The organism is Microbacterium sp. 69-10, from assembly GCF_001897945.1.
Taxonomy (GTDB): Bacteria; Actinomycetota; Actinomycetes; order Actinomycetales; family Microbacteriaceae; genus Microbacterium.
Genome location: NZ_MKRT01000004.1, coordinates 65,121 through 82,672, shown reverse-complemented (window position 1 = coordinate 82,672; position 17,552 = coordinate 65,121). Strand labels below are relative to the sequence as shown.

The following is a 17,552-nucleotide window of genomic DNA, read 5'->3' as shown; positions in this document are numbered from 1 at the left end:
CCGCTATGGCGAATGCTGCCAGTGCACGCTTCATCGCGTCTCCGTTGCTCGTGGTGAGGGTTGCTCTTCATGAGGCTTGCGCCGAGGGGACTGCGCCTCGAGGCCGGCTGGGGGCCCGCCCGATCGCTGGGGCGATCGATCGAGAGCCTAGCTAATCGATAATCGCTAATCAAGCATCGATCTGGTTTGGCGTCACGCGCTTGATCATTTGCCACACTTTCTACCGATTTCTCACAGATTCTCTCGTTACTCGATCGTGACGACTCGAGGTTGACGAAACGGTCGATCACCGGAAACATTGGAAACTCCGCGCCGCAACACCCGGATGTCGCGGAGAGCCCGAAGGTCAAGGATGCCCCAGTCATGACAGAACTTCTCAACAGTTCACAGCCAGTTGCAGGACGACGTCCCCGGCGGATGTCGAACGGCATGTTCGCCCTGCTCCTGACGGCACCCGGTCTGGCGCTGCTGGCCGCGGTGGTCGTCTACCCGCTGATCACTGCGCTCGTCACCGCGTTCTTCAAGCAGAGCCTGGTGGTGCCCGGGCGCGAGTTCGTCGGGCTGCAGAACATCATCGACGTGCTCACCGGCGACTTCCCCCGCCTGCTCGGCCAGACCATCGTCTTCACCCTCGGCACCACCATCGCGCCGTTCGTGATCGGGTTCGGTCTGGCGCTCGCGCTGAACTCCCGCATCCGGGGCGCGAAGGTTCTGCGCGGCATCATGCTCATCCCCTGGCTCATCCCCGGCGTCGTCGTGTCGTTCCTGTGGATGTGGATCTTCAACGCCAACTACGGCGTGATGAACGCCCTGCTGCAGTCCATCGGCCTGATCGACGACCCGCAGGCCTGGCTGGCGCACCCCGCCACCGCCATGGTCGCCGTGATCGTCGCCAAGACCTGGCAGTCGTTCCCCTGGATGATGGTCATGCTGCTGGCGGGTCTGCAGACCGTCCCGCCCGAGCTGCACGAGGCCGCGGAGATCGACGGCGCCGGCACCGTGCGCCGGTTCTTCTCGATCACCGTGCCGCAGCTGAGCGGCATCATCGGCCTGGTGCTGCTGCTCGAGTTCATCTGGAACTTCCAGCACTTCGACATCATCTACGTCCTCACCGGCGGAGGACCCGCCGGCTCCACCCAGACCTTCGCCACCGCCGTGTACGAGACCGCGTTCACCGGGTTCGACCTGGGCCACGCGGGCGCCCTCGGGCTGCTCTGGATGGTGCTCCTGATGGGTCTCGTCGTCGTCTACGTCCGATTCTCGGAGAAGGGGGAGAAGCGATGACCGCGCTGCTCACCGAGACGCCCGCTGTGGCATCCGACCGTCCCGCGCCGCAGCAGCTGCGCAAGCCGAAGATGCGCGCCGACCGCCGCGCCGTCACGATCAGCGCCTGGGTGGCCGTCATCGTCTTCGGCGGCTTCGCGCTGCTGCCCGTGTACTGGCTGCTGGCGACCTCGCTCACCCCGCGCACCGAGGTGTTCTCGTACCCTCCGCGCCTGTTCCCGAAGCAGATCACCTTCGACGCGTACCTGGCGCTGCTCGACAACCCGGCCCTGTTCGGGTACCTGCGCAACAGCATCATCGTGTCCGTGATCACGGCCGTGCTCTCGGTGATCGTCTCGGCGTACATGGGCTACGCGTTCTCGAAGTTCCGCTATCGCGGGCGCCGCAGCCTGATGTACTTCGTGCTGGCCTCGCAGATGTTCCCTCAGGCCCTGCTGCTGATCACCCTGTACACGGTGTTCTCGGCCTACGGCCTGCTGAACACCTATGCCGCGCTGGTGCTGTCGTTCACGACGTTCACGCTCCCGCTGTGCGTGTGGATGCTGAAGGGCTTCTTCGACACGATCCCCGACGACCTGATCGAGGCCGCCCTCGTCGACGGCGCCTCGCGCATGCGCATCATCCACTCCGTGGTGCTGCCCCTCGCCGCGCCCGGCCTGGTCGCCGCCGGCCTGTTCGCCTTCGTGCGCGGCTGGAACGACTTCATCTTCGCGCTGACGCTGGCCGGTCCCGACAAGCAGACCCTGCCCCCCGGCCTGGTGAACACGTTCATCGGCGAGGCCTCCACCGCATGGCCCGAGCTGATGGCCGCCTCGCTCGTGGTCTCCCTGCCCGTGGCCATCGCGTTCATCGCGCTGCAGCGCTTCCTCGTCGGCGGCATGACCGCCGGCGCGGTCAAGGGCTGATCCCGCCCGCTCCTTTCCCGACACACCCACGCAGAACCCCCTCGAAGAAGAGAGAGAACACCATGTCTCAGAACACCCCCTCCGTCTCGCGCCGCCAGCTCCTGCAGTTCGCAGGCCTGGGAGCTGCGGGCCTGATGCTGGCCGGCTGCATGCCCAGCGGCGGCACCACCGGCGGCGGCGCACCCGCCGCGGGCGATGCTTTCGCCCCGGGCAAGTTCAAGGCCGCCGACTTCAAGTTCTCCAGCTGGTCGCTGACCGAGGAGGCCGCGGCCCCGGCGATCAAGGCGCTCCTGGAGGGCTACAAGAAGAAGAGCAAGGTCGACATCACCGAGGTCTCGTTCCCCTACAACGAGTACTTCAAGCAGCTCATGCTGCAGGTGCGCGGCGGCCAGTTCTCCGGCGCAGCCCACGTCGACGTCGCCTGGCTCGCCTCGCTGGCGGCGCTGGGCAAGCTGCAGGACGTCTCGGCCTTCACCAAGGACCGCGGGTACACCGACTCCGCGCTGAAGGCCGCGCAGTTCGACGGGAAGCAGTACGGCTTCCCCTGGACGATCGGCGCGATCGGCCTGCTCACCAACTCCGAGCTGATCCAGAAGGCGGGCATCGACGAGTTCCCGGTCACGGTCGACGAGTACGAGGGTGCGCTGAAGAAGCTCAAGGGCCTCGGCAACGGGCTGATCCCCTACGCCGCGTCGACCAAGGCGGCGCAGCTGAAGGACATCCTGATCTGGATGCAGACCTTCGGCAGCGACCTGGTGAAGGACGGCAAGGTCACCATCGGCGACGACGCCAGCATCGAGGCCGTCACCTGGTACAAGTCGCTGTACGACCAGGGTCTGATCGCCGCCGACGTCGACCGCTTCGACGCCCGCTCGCTGTTCTCGCAGGGGCGCACGGCGATCTACGACGACGCCCCGGTCGGCCGCAACTCGGTCATCAAGGACTCGCCGGACCCCCAGCTCGCCGACAAGATCGTGTCGGAGTCACGTCCGGTGCTGAAGAAGGGCGACACCCCGCGCGCCCTGGTCTGGGGCGGCGCGATCGTGGTGGTCGGCGGCGCGAGCGACGACGCCACCGGCACCGCCGCCGAGTTCGGCCAGTGGGCCACCAGCGACCTGGACGCCGTGCTCGCCGACTACAAGGTGCGCGCCCTGCCTCCCGTGACCGAGAAGGCGCAGGCCTCCGCCGAGGTCGCCTCGGACGCCTTCGGCTCCCGCTTCGCGGAGAAGATCACCGCCACCGCGACCGTGAACCCGTTCTGGCAGTTCCCGCAGTACGCGCAGGTCGAGACCGTGGTCGCCGAGCGCGTGCAGGCGGTGCTGGTCGGTCAGCAGAGCCCGAAGGACGCCATGGCGCAGGCGGGCGAGGCCGCGCAGAAGCTGATCGGCTGATGGGCGTCCCGGTCACGCGCCGCGCAGTGGCAGGGGTGACGGCGGGCATCGCCGTCGCCCTGGCCACCGCGCTGGCGCCCGCGGCGAGCGCGGGCGTGCACCCGAGCACGGTCGAGACCGTGCCGGTGACGGTCGACGGGTCGAACCAGTCCGGCTGGTGGAACCCGCTGGCCGTCGTCGACGGGGTCACGTACTTCGCCTACAACGTGCCCGCCGGCACGAACCGGCACGAGGTGCACCTCGCCTCGCGCACCGCGTCAGGAGAGTGGACCTCCGGATGCCTGCGGCTTGCCACCGGCGCGTGCGCGAACTACCTCAACGACAACGGGCACAATCAGCCCTCGGTCGCGGTGGACGGCGCGGGCGAGATCCACGTGTTCGCCTCCATGCACCACGAGGACTGGAACTACTTCCGCTCCACCGTGCCCGGCGACGTCACCTCGCTGGTCGAGGTGAGCGAGGAGATGCCCGACCAGGGCTCCACGATCTCCTATCCGATCACCGCGGTCGGCCCGGACGGCGACGTCTGGCTGATGGTGCGCACCGGCCCCGACGCCCAGGCGCGCCGCGACGGCGTGCTCTACCGGTACGACCTGGACACGCGCACCTGGGCGCGCGAGACCGTGGTGGCCTCGGCGACGAACTACTCGGTGTACCCCGACGACGTGACGGTCGACGCGAACGGGCAGGTGCACCTGCTCTGGGAATGGCACGCCTGGGCCGCCGGCCCCTACCGCCACCTGGGCTCGTACGCCGTGTGGAACCCCGTCACCAAGGCGTTCAGCGACGTCGCCGGCGGGGCGCTCACCACGCCGATCCGGCCCACCACCCCCGGGCCCGTGGTCTTCCAGCCGTTCACCGACGGCGAGACCATGACGGACACCACCCCCGCCGTGCAGACCGCCAAGATGGCGATCCTGGACGGCGTGCTGCAGGGCGTGACGTACCGCTACGCCTCGGGTGACTCGCCCCTGTTCGACCTGGAGTGGGCGACCTGGAACGGCACGGACTGGAACCGCGAGACGCTGATCGATCCACCGTCCCTCGGCTCGGGAGTCGACACCGTCGCCACGATGGATGCGACCTCGTACGGTTCGAAGACCCGCGTGTACGGTGTCGTGACGCTGCAGACCTGCAACGTCACGCGCAGCCAGGTCGTCATGTTCGAGCGCGCCGACGGCCGCTCCGACTGGGCGATCGAGGCCGTCGGAGACCCGATGGTCGGCCAGCAGCGACTGCGCGCCGCGACCCGCGACGACGGCACCGACGTGCTGTACCTCAGCGCCCCGGCCACCCCGGGCGGCGGCACGCTGCGCTACGCCGAGGTGCCGCGCTCGGGCCAGAAGCGCGCAGGCGGCTCGCTCGCGGGCATCCTCACGGCTCTGCGCGGCGACGCCGGCGGCGCGAACCTCGCGCGCACCGGCACGGCCAGCGCCTCATCGCAGCTGCGGACCGACACCGGCCCTGAGCGGGCGATCGACGGCAGCTGCGCGGATGCCAGCCGCTGGGTCTCCTCGTCGACGGACACGCAGCCGTGGTTCATGGTCGAGTGGCCGCAGGCCGCCCCGCTGGATGTCGTGCGCGTGCGCAGCGGCTACTCCGCCGGGGTCCCCTCGGACTCCGTGCTGCGCGACTTCACCGTGCAGCTGCGCACCGCGGAGGGCTGGATGCCCATCGCGAGTGTCGCGGGCAACGTCAGCGGCGAGGTCGTCGTCGACGCGAAGGGCCTCACCGCCGATGCGGTGCGGCTCCTGATCACCGATCCGTCCGCCTCCGCCACGGACGTGGCGCGCGTGTACGAGGTCGAGGCGATCGCCGCCGGCTGAGCGCCAGGGGCGGATGCCGCACGGCATCCGCCCCACCCCGTCCCTTCCATCCCTTCCGACCCTCATCTGAAATCCCAGGAGTTCCCCGCCATGCGCACGCAGACCGTCGAAGCCGACATCATCGTCGTCGGAGGAGGCCTGGCCGGTGTGAGCGCCGCCGTCGCAGCCGCCAGGCTCGGGCGGCGCACCGTCCTCATCAACAACCGCCCTGTGCTGGGCGGGAACTCGTCCTCCGAGGTGCGGGTGTGGGTGTGCGGCGCGACCGCTCATGGCAACCAGCGCTGGGCGCGCGAGACCGGGATCATGGGCGAGATGTTCCTGGAGAACCAGTACCGCAACCCCGAGGGGAACCCGGTCTACTGGGACGACGTCGTGCTCGACACCGTGCGGCGCGAGCCGAACCTGACGCTGTTCCTGAACACCGACGTGTCCGAGGCCGAGGCGACCGGCCCCGACGACGACCGCCGCATCACCTCGGTGACGGGCTGGACCATGGGCTCCGAGATCCGCACGATCTTCCGCGCCCCGGTCTTCCTGGACTGCACCGGCGACGGGCTGATCGGCCGCCTGGTCGGCGCACGCCACCGCCTCGGCAAGGAGAGCCGCGCGGAGTTCGACGAGGAATGGGCGCCCGAGCAGCCCATCCGCGAGTTCCTCGGCTCGACCCTGCTGTTCTACACGAAGGACCTCGGCCACCCGGTCAAGTTCGTCGCCCCCGAGTCGGCGAAGGACATCAGCACCACGCCGATCCCCGCCACCCGCATCATCCGCAGCGGCGACAGCGGGGCACACTACTGGTGGATCGAGTGGGGCGGTCAGCTCGACATCGTCGACGACAACGAGCGGATCCGCGATGAGCTGCGCTCGGTGATCCTGGGCATCTGGGACCACATCAAGAACTCCGGCGAGTTCGACGCCGACAACCTCACGCTCGAGTGGATCGGAAATCTGCCGGGCAAGCGCGAGTACCGTCGCTTCGTCGGCGACCACACGCTGCGACAGCAGGACGTGCTCGACCAGGTCGAGTTCGACGACGGCGTCGCGTTCGGCGGCTGGTCGATCGACCTGCATCCCGCCGAGGGCATGTACGCCACCGGCGCCGGCGCCGTGCAGCGCTTCTCGGACGGCCTGTTCGAGATCCCCTTCCGCTCGCTGTACTCGGCGAACGTGTCGAACCTGCTGATGGCCGGCCGCAACATCTCCGCCACGCACATCGCGTTCGGCGCCGCCCGCGTCATGGCCACCTGCGCAGCGATGGGCGAGGCGGCCGGCACCGCGGCATCCCTCTGCCTGGAGCATGACGAGACGCCGCGCGAGCTGTACGAGAACCACCGCCGCGAGCTGCGCCAGGCGCTGCTGCGCTCGGACTCCTCGCTGATCGGCGTCGCCAACGAGGATCCGCACGACCTCGCCCGGACGGCGACCGTGACCGGGTCGGGCTGGCAGCGCACGATCGCGGCCGGAGCGGATGCCGCGGATGCCGCAGTCGCACCGCACGTGCTCGCAGAGGACCTCGGGATCGTCATCCCCGTGCATCCGCTCCTGGAGACGACCGAGCTGCTGCTCAGCGCGAGCGAGCCCACCACCCTGACCGTGGAGGTCTGGTCCACCGGCAAGCGGCAGAACGTCGTGCCCGCGCACCTCGAGCACAGCACGACGATCGACGTGCCGGCCGGCGACGCCTCCTGGGTGAGCGCGCCGACGCCGTTCGCGCCCGACATGCCGCAGAACGCGATCGTCGTGCTTCGGGCGAATCCGAGCCTGAGCGTGCACCTGACCTCACCACTGCCCGCGGGCGTGCTCACCCTCGTGCACCGGGTGGACAACGACGACGAGAACGTCGAGATCAGCGATGACGGCCTGCTCGTGAAGTGGCCGACCAAGCCGCTGCGCGGCCGCGCGCCGATCTTCCGCGCCCTGCCCGAGAGCGAGGCGCTCGCGCCCGAGCGCGCGGTGTCGGGGTACAACCGTCCCTTCGGCGGTCCGAACATGTGGGCCTCCGGTCCGCTGTCGGACGGGCCCGCCTGGCTGCGGCTGGACTGGGATGCCCCCGTGACGGCCCGCGAGGTGCGTCTGGTGTTCGACGACGACGTCGACGTCTCGCTGATCACGCTGCACCACCACCGCACGCCCGACGAGATCATGCCGCAGCTGGTGCGCGACTACCGCGTCGAGGTGCTGGTCGACGGGACCTGGGTCACGGCCGTCGCGGAGCAGGGCAACCGGCTCCGCCACCGTGTGCATCCTCTCCGCGCGGACCTGGGCGCGTTCACCGCGGCGCGGCTCGTGATCGAGGCGACCAACGGCGCGGCCGAGGCGCGCGTGATCGCATTCCGGGTGCAGTCGTGACGGATGACGCTAACGTGAAGTCCACCCGCGTTCCCGCGGGTGACCGTCGCGCCAAGAGGAGACCGAGGGTGAGCACGTCCTTCGACGAGCGGGAGCGCCCGACCGCCCGCTCGACTCCGGGCGCCAGGGCGACCCGCACCGGGCTGATCGCGCTGGCCGTGCCCCACCTGGAGGAGCCGTACTTCGCCGAGCTCAGCTCGCGCCTGGTGCGCGGGGCCGAGGCGCGCGGACTCGCCGTGCTCATCGTGCAGACCGAGGGCGAGCACAGCCGCGAGATCGACGTCGCCAACGGCCACGGCCTGCCCGACATCGACGGCCTGATCCACATCCCGCGCTCACTGACCGTCGCGGATCTGACGCGTCGCACCTCCCCCGGCCCCCTGGTGCTGCTGGGCGAGCACATCCAGGTGAGCCCGTTCACGCACATCACGATCGACAACTGCGGCGCGGCGAAGACCGCGACCGCGCACCTGATCGAGGCCGGGTGCCGTCGCATCGCCTTCATCGGACGTCGCGACGCGCGCCCCTCGGATGCTGCGGATCGCCGGCACGCCGGCTACCTGGAGGCACTGGAGGCCGCGGGCATCCCGGCCGATCCGGCGCTCACCGCCCAGGTCGACGCGTTCACCGCTGAGGAGGGCGAGCGCGTGGCCGCCGACATGGCGGCGGCCGTCGCCGACCTGGACGGCATCGTGTGCTCGAACGACTCGGTCGCGCTCGGCGCCCTGGCCGCCCTCGCCGCGCGCGGGCGCCGCGTGCCGCAGGACATCGCGGTGATCGGCATCGACGACATCCGCGCCGCGCGCTTCTCGGTCCCGGCCCTGAGCTCGGTCGCCCCCGACCACGATCAGCTGGTCGACGCCACCTTCACGGAGCTGGAGCGGCAGCTGTCCGCACCGATCGGCGCGAACCTGCCCGTGCGGCACATCACGATCCCCGCCCGCCTCGTGAAGCGGGCGAGCACGGCGCGCTGATGACGGTGCTGTTGTTGGCGCTGTGCGGGGCAGGCGGTTCAGTCTGCGACAGCGCGCTCGGCGATGTCGACGCGGGCGATGTGCTCGGCGAGCCGCTCGCGGGCGTCCATGCCGAGTCCGTCGTCGGTGATCAGCCGGTCGATGTCGCTGAGGTCGGCGATCGTCGTGAGCCCGACGACCTGCCAGCGCGTGTGATCGGCCAGCACGATGACCTCGCGCGCGGCCGCCATGAAGGCGCGATAGGTCTCGGCCTCGAGCAGGTTCATGGTGGTGAGGCCGGCCTGCTCGTCGAGCCCGTGCGCGTCGAGCAGCACCAGGTCGCAGTGCAGCCGCTCCAGGGCTCGCACCGCCACCGGGCCGACCAGCGACTGCGAGGGCGTGCGCACGCCGCCGGTGAGCACGACGGTCTGGGTGTAGGGCGCGTCCGCCCGCTCGGGCGGCGAGAACAGGTCCGACACGGGAAGCGAGTTCGTGACGATCGTGAGATCGGGCACCCGCACCAGTTCGTGCGCGAGGGCCAGCCCTGCAGGACCACCAGAGATGCCGATGGCTATGCCCGGCTCGACCAGCTCGGCGGCGGCCGCCGCGATCGCGCGGCGCTCGGCCGTCCTCGCCTGCACAGCGGCCGGCCGGATGCCTGTGGCGGCCATCGCGCGCACGCCGCCGCGCACCTTCTGCACCTCGCCGTCCTCGGCGAGCAGCTCGATGTCGCGGCGCACGGTCATCTCGCTCACGCCCAGCGTGGCGGCGAGCTCAGGCAGGGCGACCGACCCGCGATCGCGCACCAGGGCGAGGATGCGCTCGCGTCGCTCGGTGACCAGCATCCGCTCTCCTTCTCGGGTCGTGACCAGTCTGCCATGCACGCCCGCGCCGCCACGTTCGACACCGGCTCGTTCGACACCGGATCATTCGACACCGCTCTTCCCGACACCGACAGGACCCTTCTCCGCGCATGACGTACCCCGCCCCCTTCGACGTCTGGTTCCCGGATGCCGCCTTCGACGGCAGTTACGGGTTCACCCTCGACACCCTGCGCGCGGTGGCCCCGATCGCGCCGGAGGACGGCTTCGAGGCGCTCTGGCGGGGATGGCGGGAGCGGGCCCGCTCCGTGGACGCGGCGCCGACCGTGCTGTCGACGTCGACGGTGGAGGGGCGCGCGGTGTCACTGATCGAGCTGTCCGGCGTCGACGGCGTGCGGTTGCGCGCCTGGAGCGTCGCGCCTCTCGACGGGACCTCACCCCGGGTGGGCGTCGTGCACGGGCACGGCTACGGCGGGCGGGATGCCGTGGACCTGCGTCGCGTTCCGGCCGATGCCGCCGCGATCTTCCCCGTCGCCAGAGGCCTGGGCGACCTCAATGCGGACATCGGCGCCCCGGAGGACCGGGAGGCGCATGTGCTGACCGGTCTCGCCTCTCCTGACGACTACGTGATCGGGCTGTGCGCCCGCGACCTGTGGCTCGCCGCGGACGCACTGGTGGCGCTGACCGGCGAGGTGCCGCTCTACTACGTGGGCGAGAGCTTCGGCGGCGGCCTAGGCGCCCTCGCCGCGCCGTGGGACGACCGCTTCTTCGGTGCGACGCTGGTCGTGCCGACCTTCGGGCAGTACGACGAGCGACTCGCGGTGCCGTGCCTGGGCAGCGGCGAGTTCCAGCGGCAGTGGGTGCTGCGGCATCCGGAGGCGCGTGAGCAGCTGCGGCCGTTCGACGCGTCGACCGCGGCCCTGTCCTTCCGCATCCCGGTGCGCGTCGAGGCCGCGCTCTGGGATCAGAACGTGCCGCCGCAGGGCCAGTTCGCCGTCGCCAACGCCGTGCCGGACGCACTGCTCGAGCTGCACGTCCTCCCCGCCGGGCACGCCGAATACCCGGGTCTCGAATCGATCACCTCGGATGCCGTGGCCGGTGGCCTCGCGCATCTGGACCGGGCGCTGGCCGCGGCCGTGCGGCGCTGAGACCTCAGCCGACGACGCCCTCGAAGAGCCCGATGTGGTTGCCGTCGGGGTCGACGATCACGGCCCATGCGCTGGTCTCGGTGATGGGCTGCTTCTCGGCGGCGATGGTCGCTCCCGCCTCCTTCGCCGCGGCGATCGTGTCGTCGATGGAGTCGACCTCGACATACGACCGCGGCTGGGTGAAGCCGTCGTCGCGGGGCGCGAGCCCTCCTCCCGAGATCCCGTTCGGGGCCTGCCACATCGGGTAGCCCTCGAAGCCCGGCATCTCGGCGATGTTCCAGCCGAAGAGCTTGCTGTAGAACGCGCTCGCGGCCGCCAGGTCGGCCACCGGGATGTCGATGTGGGTGATGTCTCCGTGCGCCATGATCCGATCCTCTCGTCGGTCCTCGTCAGCATGCCGGGGACAGTCTGCGCCACCCCGAGGCGCAGGACAAGTGGGTCGTCCGATCAGGTGCGGCGGTACCCGATGTGGTCCGGGTTGGGGGTCAGCGCCCAGCCGTCGCCGTCGACGGTGACGCGGTTCTTCATGCCACCGGCATCCGCGATCAGCGCGTAGTCCTGACCGGCGTCCGCGGCATAGCAGAACAGGGTGACGAAGGGCTCGTCGCCCACGTTCACGCTGCGGTGGATCCAGTGCCCGGGCACGTTCACGGCCTTGCCCGGGGTCAGCTCGATCGCCTCGGACCGGCCGTCGACGGTCTCCAGCAGCATCACGCCGCGCCCGCTCAGGCAGTAGTACAGCTCGGCGCGATCGGCGACCGCATGCAGGTGCCCACGGGTCACCGCGAACTCCTCGCCGACGCGCCCGGGCAGCAGGGTGCTCGTGCCGGTGATGAGAGCGCCCGGCCCCTCCTGGTAGCGGTGGTCGTCGACCCAGTAGACCAGCTCGTCGGCGCCGCGTTCGGCGACGGACGCCTGCCAGGCGGCCTCGTCGCGGTACACGCCCGACATGTCGCCGAGGTGCTTCTCGTAGCGACGCGAGCGTCCTTCGATCCCGCCGTCGGGCGAGATGGTCAGCGTGACGGGGATGTCGATGGCGGGCGTGGTGCTCACGATGGGCCTCCTGGTAACTTGTAATTACAGGTATACTCCAAACACCTGAGACCGCACAAAGACAGGCACGGACTGTGATCATCGCGCACGACCTCGGCACCACCGGCGACAAGGCCTCGCTGCACCACGACGACGGCCGGCTCGTGGCATCCGTCACCGTGCCGTACCCGGCGCACTTCGCCGCCGGCGGCGTCGCCGAGCAGGACCCGCAGGACTGGTGGGACGCCGTGGTCGGCGCCACCCGCGAACTGATCGCGCGGACGGGGACATCCCCTGCCGAGGTCGCCGGCCTGGTCGTGAGCGGGCAGATGATGGGCGCCGTGCTGCTCGACGCCGACGGCGAGCCGGTGCGCCCCGCGATCATCTGGGCCGACACCCGCGCGGGCGCGCAGCAGCGCGAGCTCGAGGCGGTGCTGGGCGCCGAGCACGCCTACGAGCTGCTCGGCCACCGCCTGAACCCCACCTACTCGGTCTCGAAGATCATGTGGGTGCGCGACAACGAGCCCGAGGTCTGGTCGCGCGTGCGCCGCACCTGCGTGGCGAAGGACTTCATCGTGCTGCGCCTCACCGGGCGGCTGGCCACTGACCGATCGGATGCCTCAGGCACCAACGCCTACGACCAGCTACGCGGCACGTGGTCGGATGAGGTGCTCACGGCGGCCCGCCTCGATCCCGCACTGTTCCCCGAGATCCTCGACTCCACCGCGATCGCCGGCTCGCTCACCGCGTCCGCCGCCGAGGCGCTGGGCCTGCCGACGAGCGTGAAGGTCGTGATGGGCGGCGGCGACGGCCCGATGGCCGCCGTCGGCTCCGGCGTCGTCGCCCCGGAGGACGGCGCCTACGTCTGTCTGGGCACCAGCTCGTGGATCTCGTTCGCAGCGGATGCCCCGCTGCACGATCCGGCGATGCGCACCTTCACGTTCGACAACGTCGTGCCGGGCTCCTTCGTGCCGACCGCCACGATGCAGGCCGGCGGCGCCTCCGTGCAGTGGATCGCCGAGGCCCTCTCCCCCGACCCCGCCCGGCCCGAGACCGGCCGCCTCACGGCCGAGGCCGCGGACGGCATCGACACCGACGACCTGTACTTCCTCCCCTACCTGCTCGGCGAGCGCTCCCCGCTGTGGGACCCGGATGCGCGCGGCGCCTTCGTGGGCATCGGCCGGCACCACACCCGTGCGCATCTGGTGCGCGCCGTGCTCGAGGGCACCGCGTTCAACCTGCTCACCTGCATCCAGTCGTTCCGCGAGTCCGGTGCGGTGATCGACCGCATCGACGCGGTGGGCGGCGGCGCGCAGAGCGACGCGTACCTGTCGGTGCTCGCCGACGTCTGGGGCGTCCCGGTGCGCCGCCGCACCGTGGTGGAGGAGGCGAACAGCCTGGGCGCCGCCGTGACGGCGGCGGTCGGCCTCGGCCTGGCGGACTTCTCCGCCGCCCGCGCACTCAGCGAGGTGACGGCGGAGTTCACTCCGGATGCCGCGCGCCATGCCGTGTACGCCGAGAGACATGCCCGCTTCACCGACGCCTACGAGGCATTGAAGCCCTGGTCCGCCGGAAGGACCCACTGACATGGCCGTGATCGAGTACACCTGCACGATCGGGGAACAGTTGCGCGACCAGAACGCCCGATCCGTCGTGCATCCGTTCCCCGATCGTGCATCCGTACCTGGCTCTGACCCGAAGGCAGGTCTCTGATGGCCGTGATCCTCGTCACCAGCCGCTCGTTCTCGGACGGCGACCTCGACCTGGTCGCCCGTGCCGCGCACGCGGGACACCGCATCATGCGCGGACCGTCCCATCACGACCTCGCCGAGATGCGTCCCCTGCTGCACGGCGCGGACGCCTGGATCGCCGGCACGGGTCCCGTCACCGAGGAGCACCTCGCGGCGGCGCCGAAGCTGAAGATCATCGCCCGCTACGGCGTCGGCTACGAGGCGGTGGACCTCGACGCCGCCGCCTCACGCGGCATCCCGGTCACCAACACCCCCGGCGCCAACGCGAACGCCGTCGCCGACCACGCCCTGGCGCTGATCCTCGCCGCGCTGCGCACCATCCCCGACGGCGACCGCCGGGTGCGCGCCGGTGACTGGAGCGTGCGCCGCGGCCGCGAGCTCGGCGCCGCCACCGTCGGCATCGTCGGGTTCGGCCGCATCGGCCAGGGTGTCGCGAAGCGCCTGAGCGGCTTCGGCCCCCGCATCCTGGCATCCGACCCCTTCCTGCCCGCCGACGTGATCCGGGCGGCCGGGGCCGAGACCGTCGACCTGGACGAGCTGTTCCGCACCGCCGACGTCATCACCCTGCATGCGCCGGGGGGACAGCGGCTCGTCGACGCCGACCGGCTCGACGGCGTCCGGCCGGGCACCGTGCTGGTCAACACCGCGCGTCCCGATCTCGTCGACGAGGCCGCACTGGCATCCGCGCTGCGCGACGGCACCCTCGCCGCGTACGCCGCCGACACCCTCGACGGCGACACCGCGGCGGGCGACAGCCCGCTGCTGGCCGCCGAGCTCGCCGACCGCGTGATCGTCACCCCGCACCTGGCCGCGCAGACCACGCAGGCCGTCGACAACATGGGCAGCGTGTCGCTCGACGACGTGATCGCCGTGCTGCGCGGCGACGAGCCCGCCCACCCCGTGAGGAGAACAGCATGACCACCGCCCCCGCTGATTACATGGGCTTCGTCGGTGTCACCACCGGCTCGTCGTCGATCATGAAGGTGTTCCCGCTCTGGGCCGACATCCTCGGCCTCCCCACGCGCACCCTGGTCGGCCACGACCTGCCGATGGACGCCGACCCGTCCGTGTACCGGGCGATGGTCGAGCAGATCCGCGACGACGAGCACCACCGCGGGGCGCTGGTGACCACGCACAAGATGAACGTGTTCGCGGCGGCATCCGATCTGTTCGACGAGCTGGACCCGTTCGCCGTCTCCTGCTCCGAGATCTCCAGCATCTCCAAGCGCGGCGACCGGCTGATCGGCCAGGCCAAGGATCCCATCACGGTCGACCTCGCACTGAACGACTTCCTCCCCGCCGACCACTTCGCACGAACCGGAGCCGAGGTCGTCATCCTGGGCGCCGGCGGCTCGGGCACGGCGCTGAGCTGGGCGCTGGCCGAGCGCGCCGACGCCCCTTCGCTCGTGACGGTGACCGCGCGCTCGCAGGACAAGCTCGACCACCTGCGCGAGGTGCACCGCCAGCACGGCACACGCGAGGATCTGATCCGCTACGTCGTCACACCGACGCCTGCGGATGCCGACGCGATCGTCGCCGCGGCGCCCGCCGGCTCCGTGATCGCCAACGCGACCGGGCTCGGCAAGGACCGACCCGGATCGCCGCTGACGGATGCGGTGGTCTTCCCCGAGTCCTCGTGGGCCTGGGAGTTCAACTACCGCGGCTCGCTGGAGTTCATGCACCAGGCGCTCGCGCAGCGGGATGCCCGCTCGCTGCAGGTCATCGACGGCTGGCGCTACTTCATCCACGGCTGGTCGCAGGTCGTGGCCGACGTGTTCGGCCTGACCCTCACGCCCGAGATCGTCGAGGAGCTCGCGTCCGCCGCGGAGTCGGTGCGCTGATGCGCAGCCGGGTGCTGGCATGAGCGTCGTCCGCACGGTGCTCGGCGACGTCGATCCGGCGACGCTGGGGCGGGTGAACTACCACGAGCACCTGTTCCAGGTCTCGCCGCTGCTGCCCGGCGACGAGCTCGCCGACGAACAGGCCTCAGGTCTCGAAGCGGCGTCGCTGAAGGCCAGCGGCTTCGAGACGATGGTGGATGCCACGCCCTTCGGGCTCGGTCGCGACCCCGGCGCCGTCGCGCGGATCAGCGCCGCCACCGGCCTCGCCGTCGTGGCGACGAGCGGTCGGCATCGGGAGGCGCATTATCCGGCCGATCACCCGACGCGGTCGTGGGACGCCTCGCGATTGGCGGACCTGTTCGCGTCCGACGTGCAGGCCGGAATGCCGGCATCCGACGACGCACTCGACGGGCGCCGCGCTGTCACCCCCGACGGGGAGCCGGTGCGCGCCGGCATGCTGAAGGGCGGCGTCGACTACTGGCGGATCAGCTCTTTTGAGCACACGACGCTGCTCGCTCTCGCCGACGCGCACCGCAGCACCGGCGCGCCCGTCATGGTGCACCTCGAGTTCTGCACGGCCGCCCACGAAGTGCTCGACCTGCTCGCGGCCGAGGGCGTGGCATCCGACCGCGTCGTGCTGGCTCACGCCGACCGCGATCCGGATGCCGGCCTGCACCTGTCCCTGACCGAGCGCGGCGCCTTCCTCGGCTACGACGGCTTCGCCCGCCCGCGCACGCGCTCGGACGCCGAGCTGCTGCAGCTCACCGCATCCGTCGTCGCGGGCGGCGGCGCCGACCGCATCGTGCTGGGCGGCGACGTCGCCCGCGCGACCCGCTACATCGCCTACGGCGGCATGCCCGGCCTCGCCTACCTCGGCGAGCGGTATGTGCCGCGCCTGCGCGCCCTGGTCGGCGACGAGGCGGTCGACCGGATACTGGTCGACAACCCCGCCCGGCTGCTGACGCTGTCCGCACCGTCCTCCTGAAGGAGCACCATGTCCGAGCCCACGATCCTGCACGCGACCTTCACGGCCCGCCCCGGCGAGGGCGATCGCGTCGCCGCGCTGCTGCGCGACTTCGCGGAGGCGGTCCGCACCGAGCCCGGCAACGTCGTCTTCGACGCCACCCGCGTGCTCGACGCCCCGGACAGCTTCTTCGTCTACGAGGAGTACGTCGACGAGGATGCCTTCCGGGCGCACCTCGCGAATCCCGCCGGCGGCCCGTTCAACGCTGCGCTGCAGGAGCTCATCGTCGAGCCGTCCTCCGTGCTGACCTTCCTGCGGCGCCTCTGAGGCGGTCGCGGCGCGCCACCGCGGGCGTCGGCGCGTACGGCGCCCCGCCTCCAGGTCGCAGTTGGTCCCGGTATCCGGCGCCCCCGACACTCCAGGTCGCACTTGGCACCGGCATCCGCGTGCCAGAGCAGGACGAACTGCGACCTGGACCGCATCCGATCGCCGAGAACGGTACGAACTGCGATCCGACGCGTCGTCACCGGCCTCGTCCGTCCGCTCGGACGCGAAAGGGCCCCTCGCCCGAAGGCGAGGGGCCCGAATCGTGACGCCGTCAGCGGGTCACTGGTAGAGGACCGCGGAGATCTTCGGGTCGTCCAGGTTGGTGGCGTCGTACCAGTACGAGCCGGTGTCGTAGAACTTCTCGACGGACTTGCCGTTCGCGAGGTCGTAGGCGGCCTGCACGACGGTCTTGCCGATGCCGATCGGGTCCTGCGTGATCGCGCCGGCGAGGACGCCGCCCTTGATCGCGTCGATCTGGGCCGCACCCGAGTCGAAGCCGATCGCGGTGATGTCCTTGCTGGTCTTGCCCAGCTCGCTCAAGGCGTTCGCGACGCCGACCGCGGAGCCCTCGTTGGTGGCGTAGATGCCCTTGAGGTCGGGGTGAGCGTTCAGCATCGACTTGGTGATGTCGGCCGACTTCAGGTGGTCGCCGTCACCGTACTGGATGTCGACGATCTTGATGTCCGGATAGTCCGCCTTGATCTTCTCGACGAAGCCGTCGCGGCGCTCGACACCGGTCGAGTTGATCTGCGAGTGCGCGACGATCGCGACGTCGCCCTTGCCGCCGATGAGTTCGGCCATGTGCTCGGCCGCGAGCGCGCCGGCGACCTTGCTGTCGGTCGCGGCGAGGGTCTTGCCGACCTCGCTGTTGCACGGAGCGTCGAAGTAGGCGACCGGGATGTTCGCGGAGGCCGCGGCGTCCAGGGCGGGGATGCAGGCCTCGGGGTCGAGAGCCGCGTA

Annotated in this window: 16 protein-coding genes; 12 read left to right on the top strand and 4 right to left on the bottom strand. The window is 70.7% G+C overall.

Annotated elements, in window-relative coordinates; genetic code table 11:
* The first annotated feature begins 429 nt into the window (after positions 1-429).
* The 6 genes from BGN97_RS01620 to BGN97_RS01595 all read left to right on the top strand — a co-directional run bounded on the left by BGN97_RS01620 (position 430) and on the right by BGN97_RS01595 (position 8,729).
* Positions 430-1,284 carry a sugar ABC transporter permease gene (locus BGN97_RS01620; RefSeq protein WP_292697478.1) on the top strand — a complete coding sequence of 285 codons (855 nt, stop codon included), beginning with the start codon at positions 430-432 and terminating at the stop codon, positions 1,282-1,284.
* Positions 1,281-2,189 (top strand): carbohydrate ABC transporter permease, encoded by a 909-nt coding sequence (locus BGN97_RS01615; protein ID WP_292697476.1) that lies wholly within the window; start codon positions 1,281-1,283, stop codon positions 2,187-2,189. The genes BGN97_RS01620 and BGN97_RS01615 overlap by 4 nt, the downstream gene beginning before the upstream one ends.
* 62 nt (positions 2,190-2,251) lie before the next feature.
* Positions 2,252-3,580, top strand: coding sequence for an extracellular solute-binding protein (locus BGN97_RS01610; protein ID WP_292697474.1), 1,329 nt, complete (start codon positions 2,252-2,254; stop codon positions 3,578-3,580).
* A complete protein-coding gene (locus tag BGN97_RS01605) occupies positions 3,580-5,406 on the top strand; it encodes a BNR-4 repeat-containing protein (RefSeq protein ID WP_292697472.1) in 1,827 nt (608 codons plus the stop codon). Before BGN97_RS01610 ends, BGN97_RS01605 begins: the two co-directional genes overlap by 1 nt.
* Before the next feature lie 90 nt (positions 5,407-5,496).
* Positions 5,497-7,755, top strand: a complete 2,259-nt coding sequence (locus BGN97_RS01600; protein ID WP_292697470.1) for an FAD-dependent oxidoreductase — start codon at positions 5,497-5,499, stop codon at positions 7,753-7,755.
* A gap of 68 nt (positions 7,756-7,823) precedes the next feature.
* The gene (locus BGN97_RS01595; protein WP_292697468.1) at positions 7,824-8,729 is read left to right on the top strand and encodes a substrate-binding domain-containing protein; all 906 of its coding nucleotides are present in this window, start codon (positions 7,824-7,826) and stop codon (positions 8,727-8,729) included.
* 38 nt (positions 8,730-8,767) lie between these two features.
* Here the strand turns inward: BGN97_RS01595 and BGN97_RS01590 are convergent, their stop codons facing one another.
* Positions 8,768-9,553 carry a DeoR/GlpR family DNA-binding transcription regulator gene (locus BGN97_RS01590; RefSeq protein ID WP_292697466.1) on the bottom strand — a complete coding sequence of 262 codons (786 nt, stop codon included), beginning with the start codon at positions 9,551-9,553 and terminating at the stop codon, positions 8,768-8,770.
* Between the two features lie 128 nt (positions 9,554-9,681).
* On the opposite strand from BGN97_RS01590, the gene BGN97_RS01585 reads away from it, so the two are divergent.
* Entirely contained in the window at positions 9,682-10,677 is a 996-nt protein-coding gene (locus BGN97_RS01585) for an acetylxylan esterase (protein WP_292697464.1), read from the top strand.
* 4 nt (positions 10,678-10,681) lie between these two features.
* Here the strand turns inward: BGN97_RS01585 and BGN97_RS01580 are convergent, their stop codons facing one another.
* Together BGN97_RS01580 and BGN97_RS01575 are read right to left on the bottom strand one after the other, a co-directional pair.
* Positions 10,682-11,041 (bottom strand): VOC family protein, encoded by a 360-nt coding sequence (locus BGN97_RS01580; protein WP_292697463.1) that lies wholly within the window; start codon positions 11,039-11,041, stop codon positions 10,682-10,684.
* A gap of 83 nt (positions 11,042-11,124) precedes the next feature.
* Complete coding sequence (locus BGN97_RS01575) at positions 11,125-11,730, bottom strand: glucose-6-phosphate isomerase family protein (protein ID WP_292697461.1); 606 nt, start codon at positions 11,728-11,730, stop codon at positions 11,125-11,127.
* Between the two features lie 74 nt (positions 11,731-11,804).
* On the opposite strand from BGN97_RS01575, the gene xylB reads away from it, so the two are divergent.
* From xylB to BGN97_RS01550, 5 genes are all read left to right on the top strand, one after another.
* Positions 11,805-13,295 carry a xylulokinase gene (xylB, locus tag BGN97_RS01570; protein ID WP_292697459.1) on the top strand — a complete coding sequence of 497 codons (1,491 nt, stop codon included), beginning with the start codon at positions 11,805-11,807 and terminating at the stop codon, positions 13,293-13,295.
* A gap of 126 nt (positions 13,296-13,421) precedes the next feature.
* Positions 13,422-14,378, top strand: a complete 957-nt coding sequence (locus tag BGN97_RS01565; protein WP_292697457.1) for an NAD(P)-dependent oxidoreductase — start codon at positions 13,422-13,424, stop codon at positions 14,376-14,378.
* Positions 14,375-15,301 carry a shikimate dehydrogenase gene (locus BGN97_RS01560; RefSeq protein WP_292697455.1) on the top strand — a complete coding sequence of 309 codons (927 nt, stop codon included), beginning with the start codon at positions 14,375-14,377 and terminating at the stop codon, positions 15,299-15,301. The genes BGN97_RS01565 and BGN97_RS01560 overlap by 4 nt, the downstream gene beginning before the upstream one ends.
* Positions 15,302-15,320: 19 nt before the next feature.
* Positions 15,321-16,286, top strand: a complete 966-nt coding sequence (locus BGN97_RS01555; RefSeq protein WP_292697453.1) for an aryldialkylphosphatase — start codon at positions 15,321-15,323, stop codon at positions 16,284-16,286.
* Between the two features lie 9 nt (positions 16,287-16,295).
* Positions 16,296-16,592 carry a putative quinol monooxygenase gene (locus BGN97_RS01550; protein WP_292697451.1) on the top strand — a complete coding sequence of 99 codons (297 nt, stop codon included), beginning with the start codon at positions 16,296-16,298 and terminating at the stop codon, positions 16,590-16,592.
* Between the two features lie 279 nt (positions 16,593-16,871).
* Here the strand turns inward: BGN97_RS01550 and BGN97_RS01545 are convergent.
* Positions 16,872-17,552 (bottom strand): substrate-binding domain-containing protein (locus BGN97_RS01545; RefSeq protein WP_292697449.1); only part of this gene is annotated, 681 nt, incomplete at its 5' end.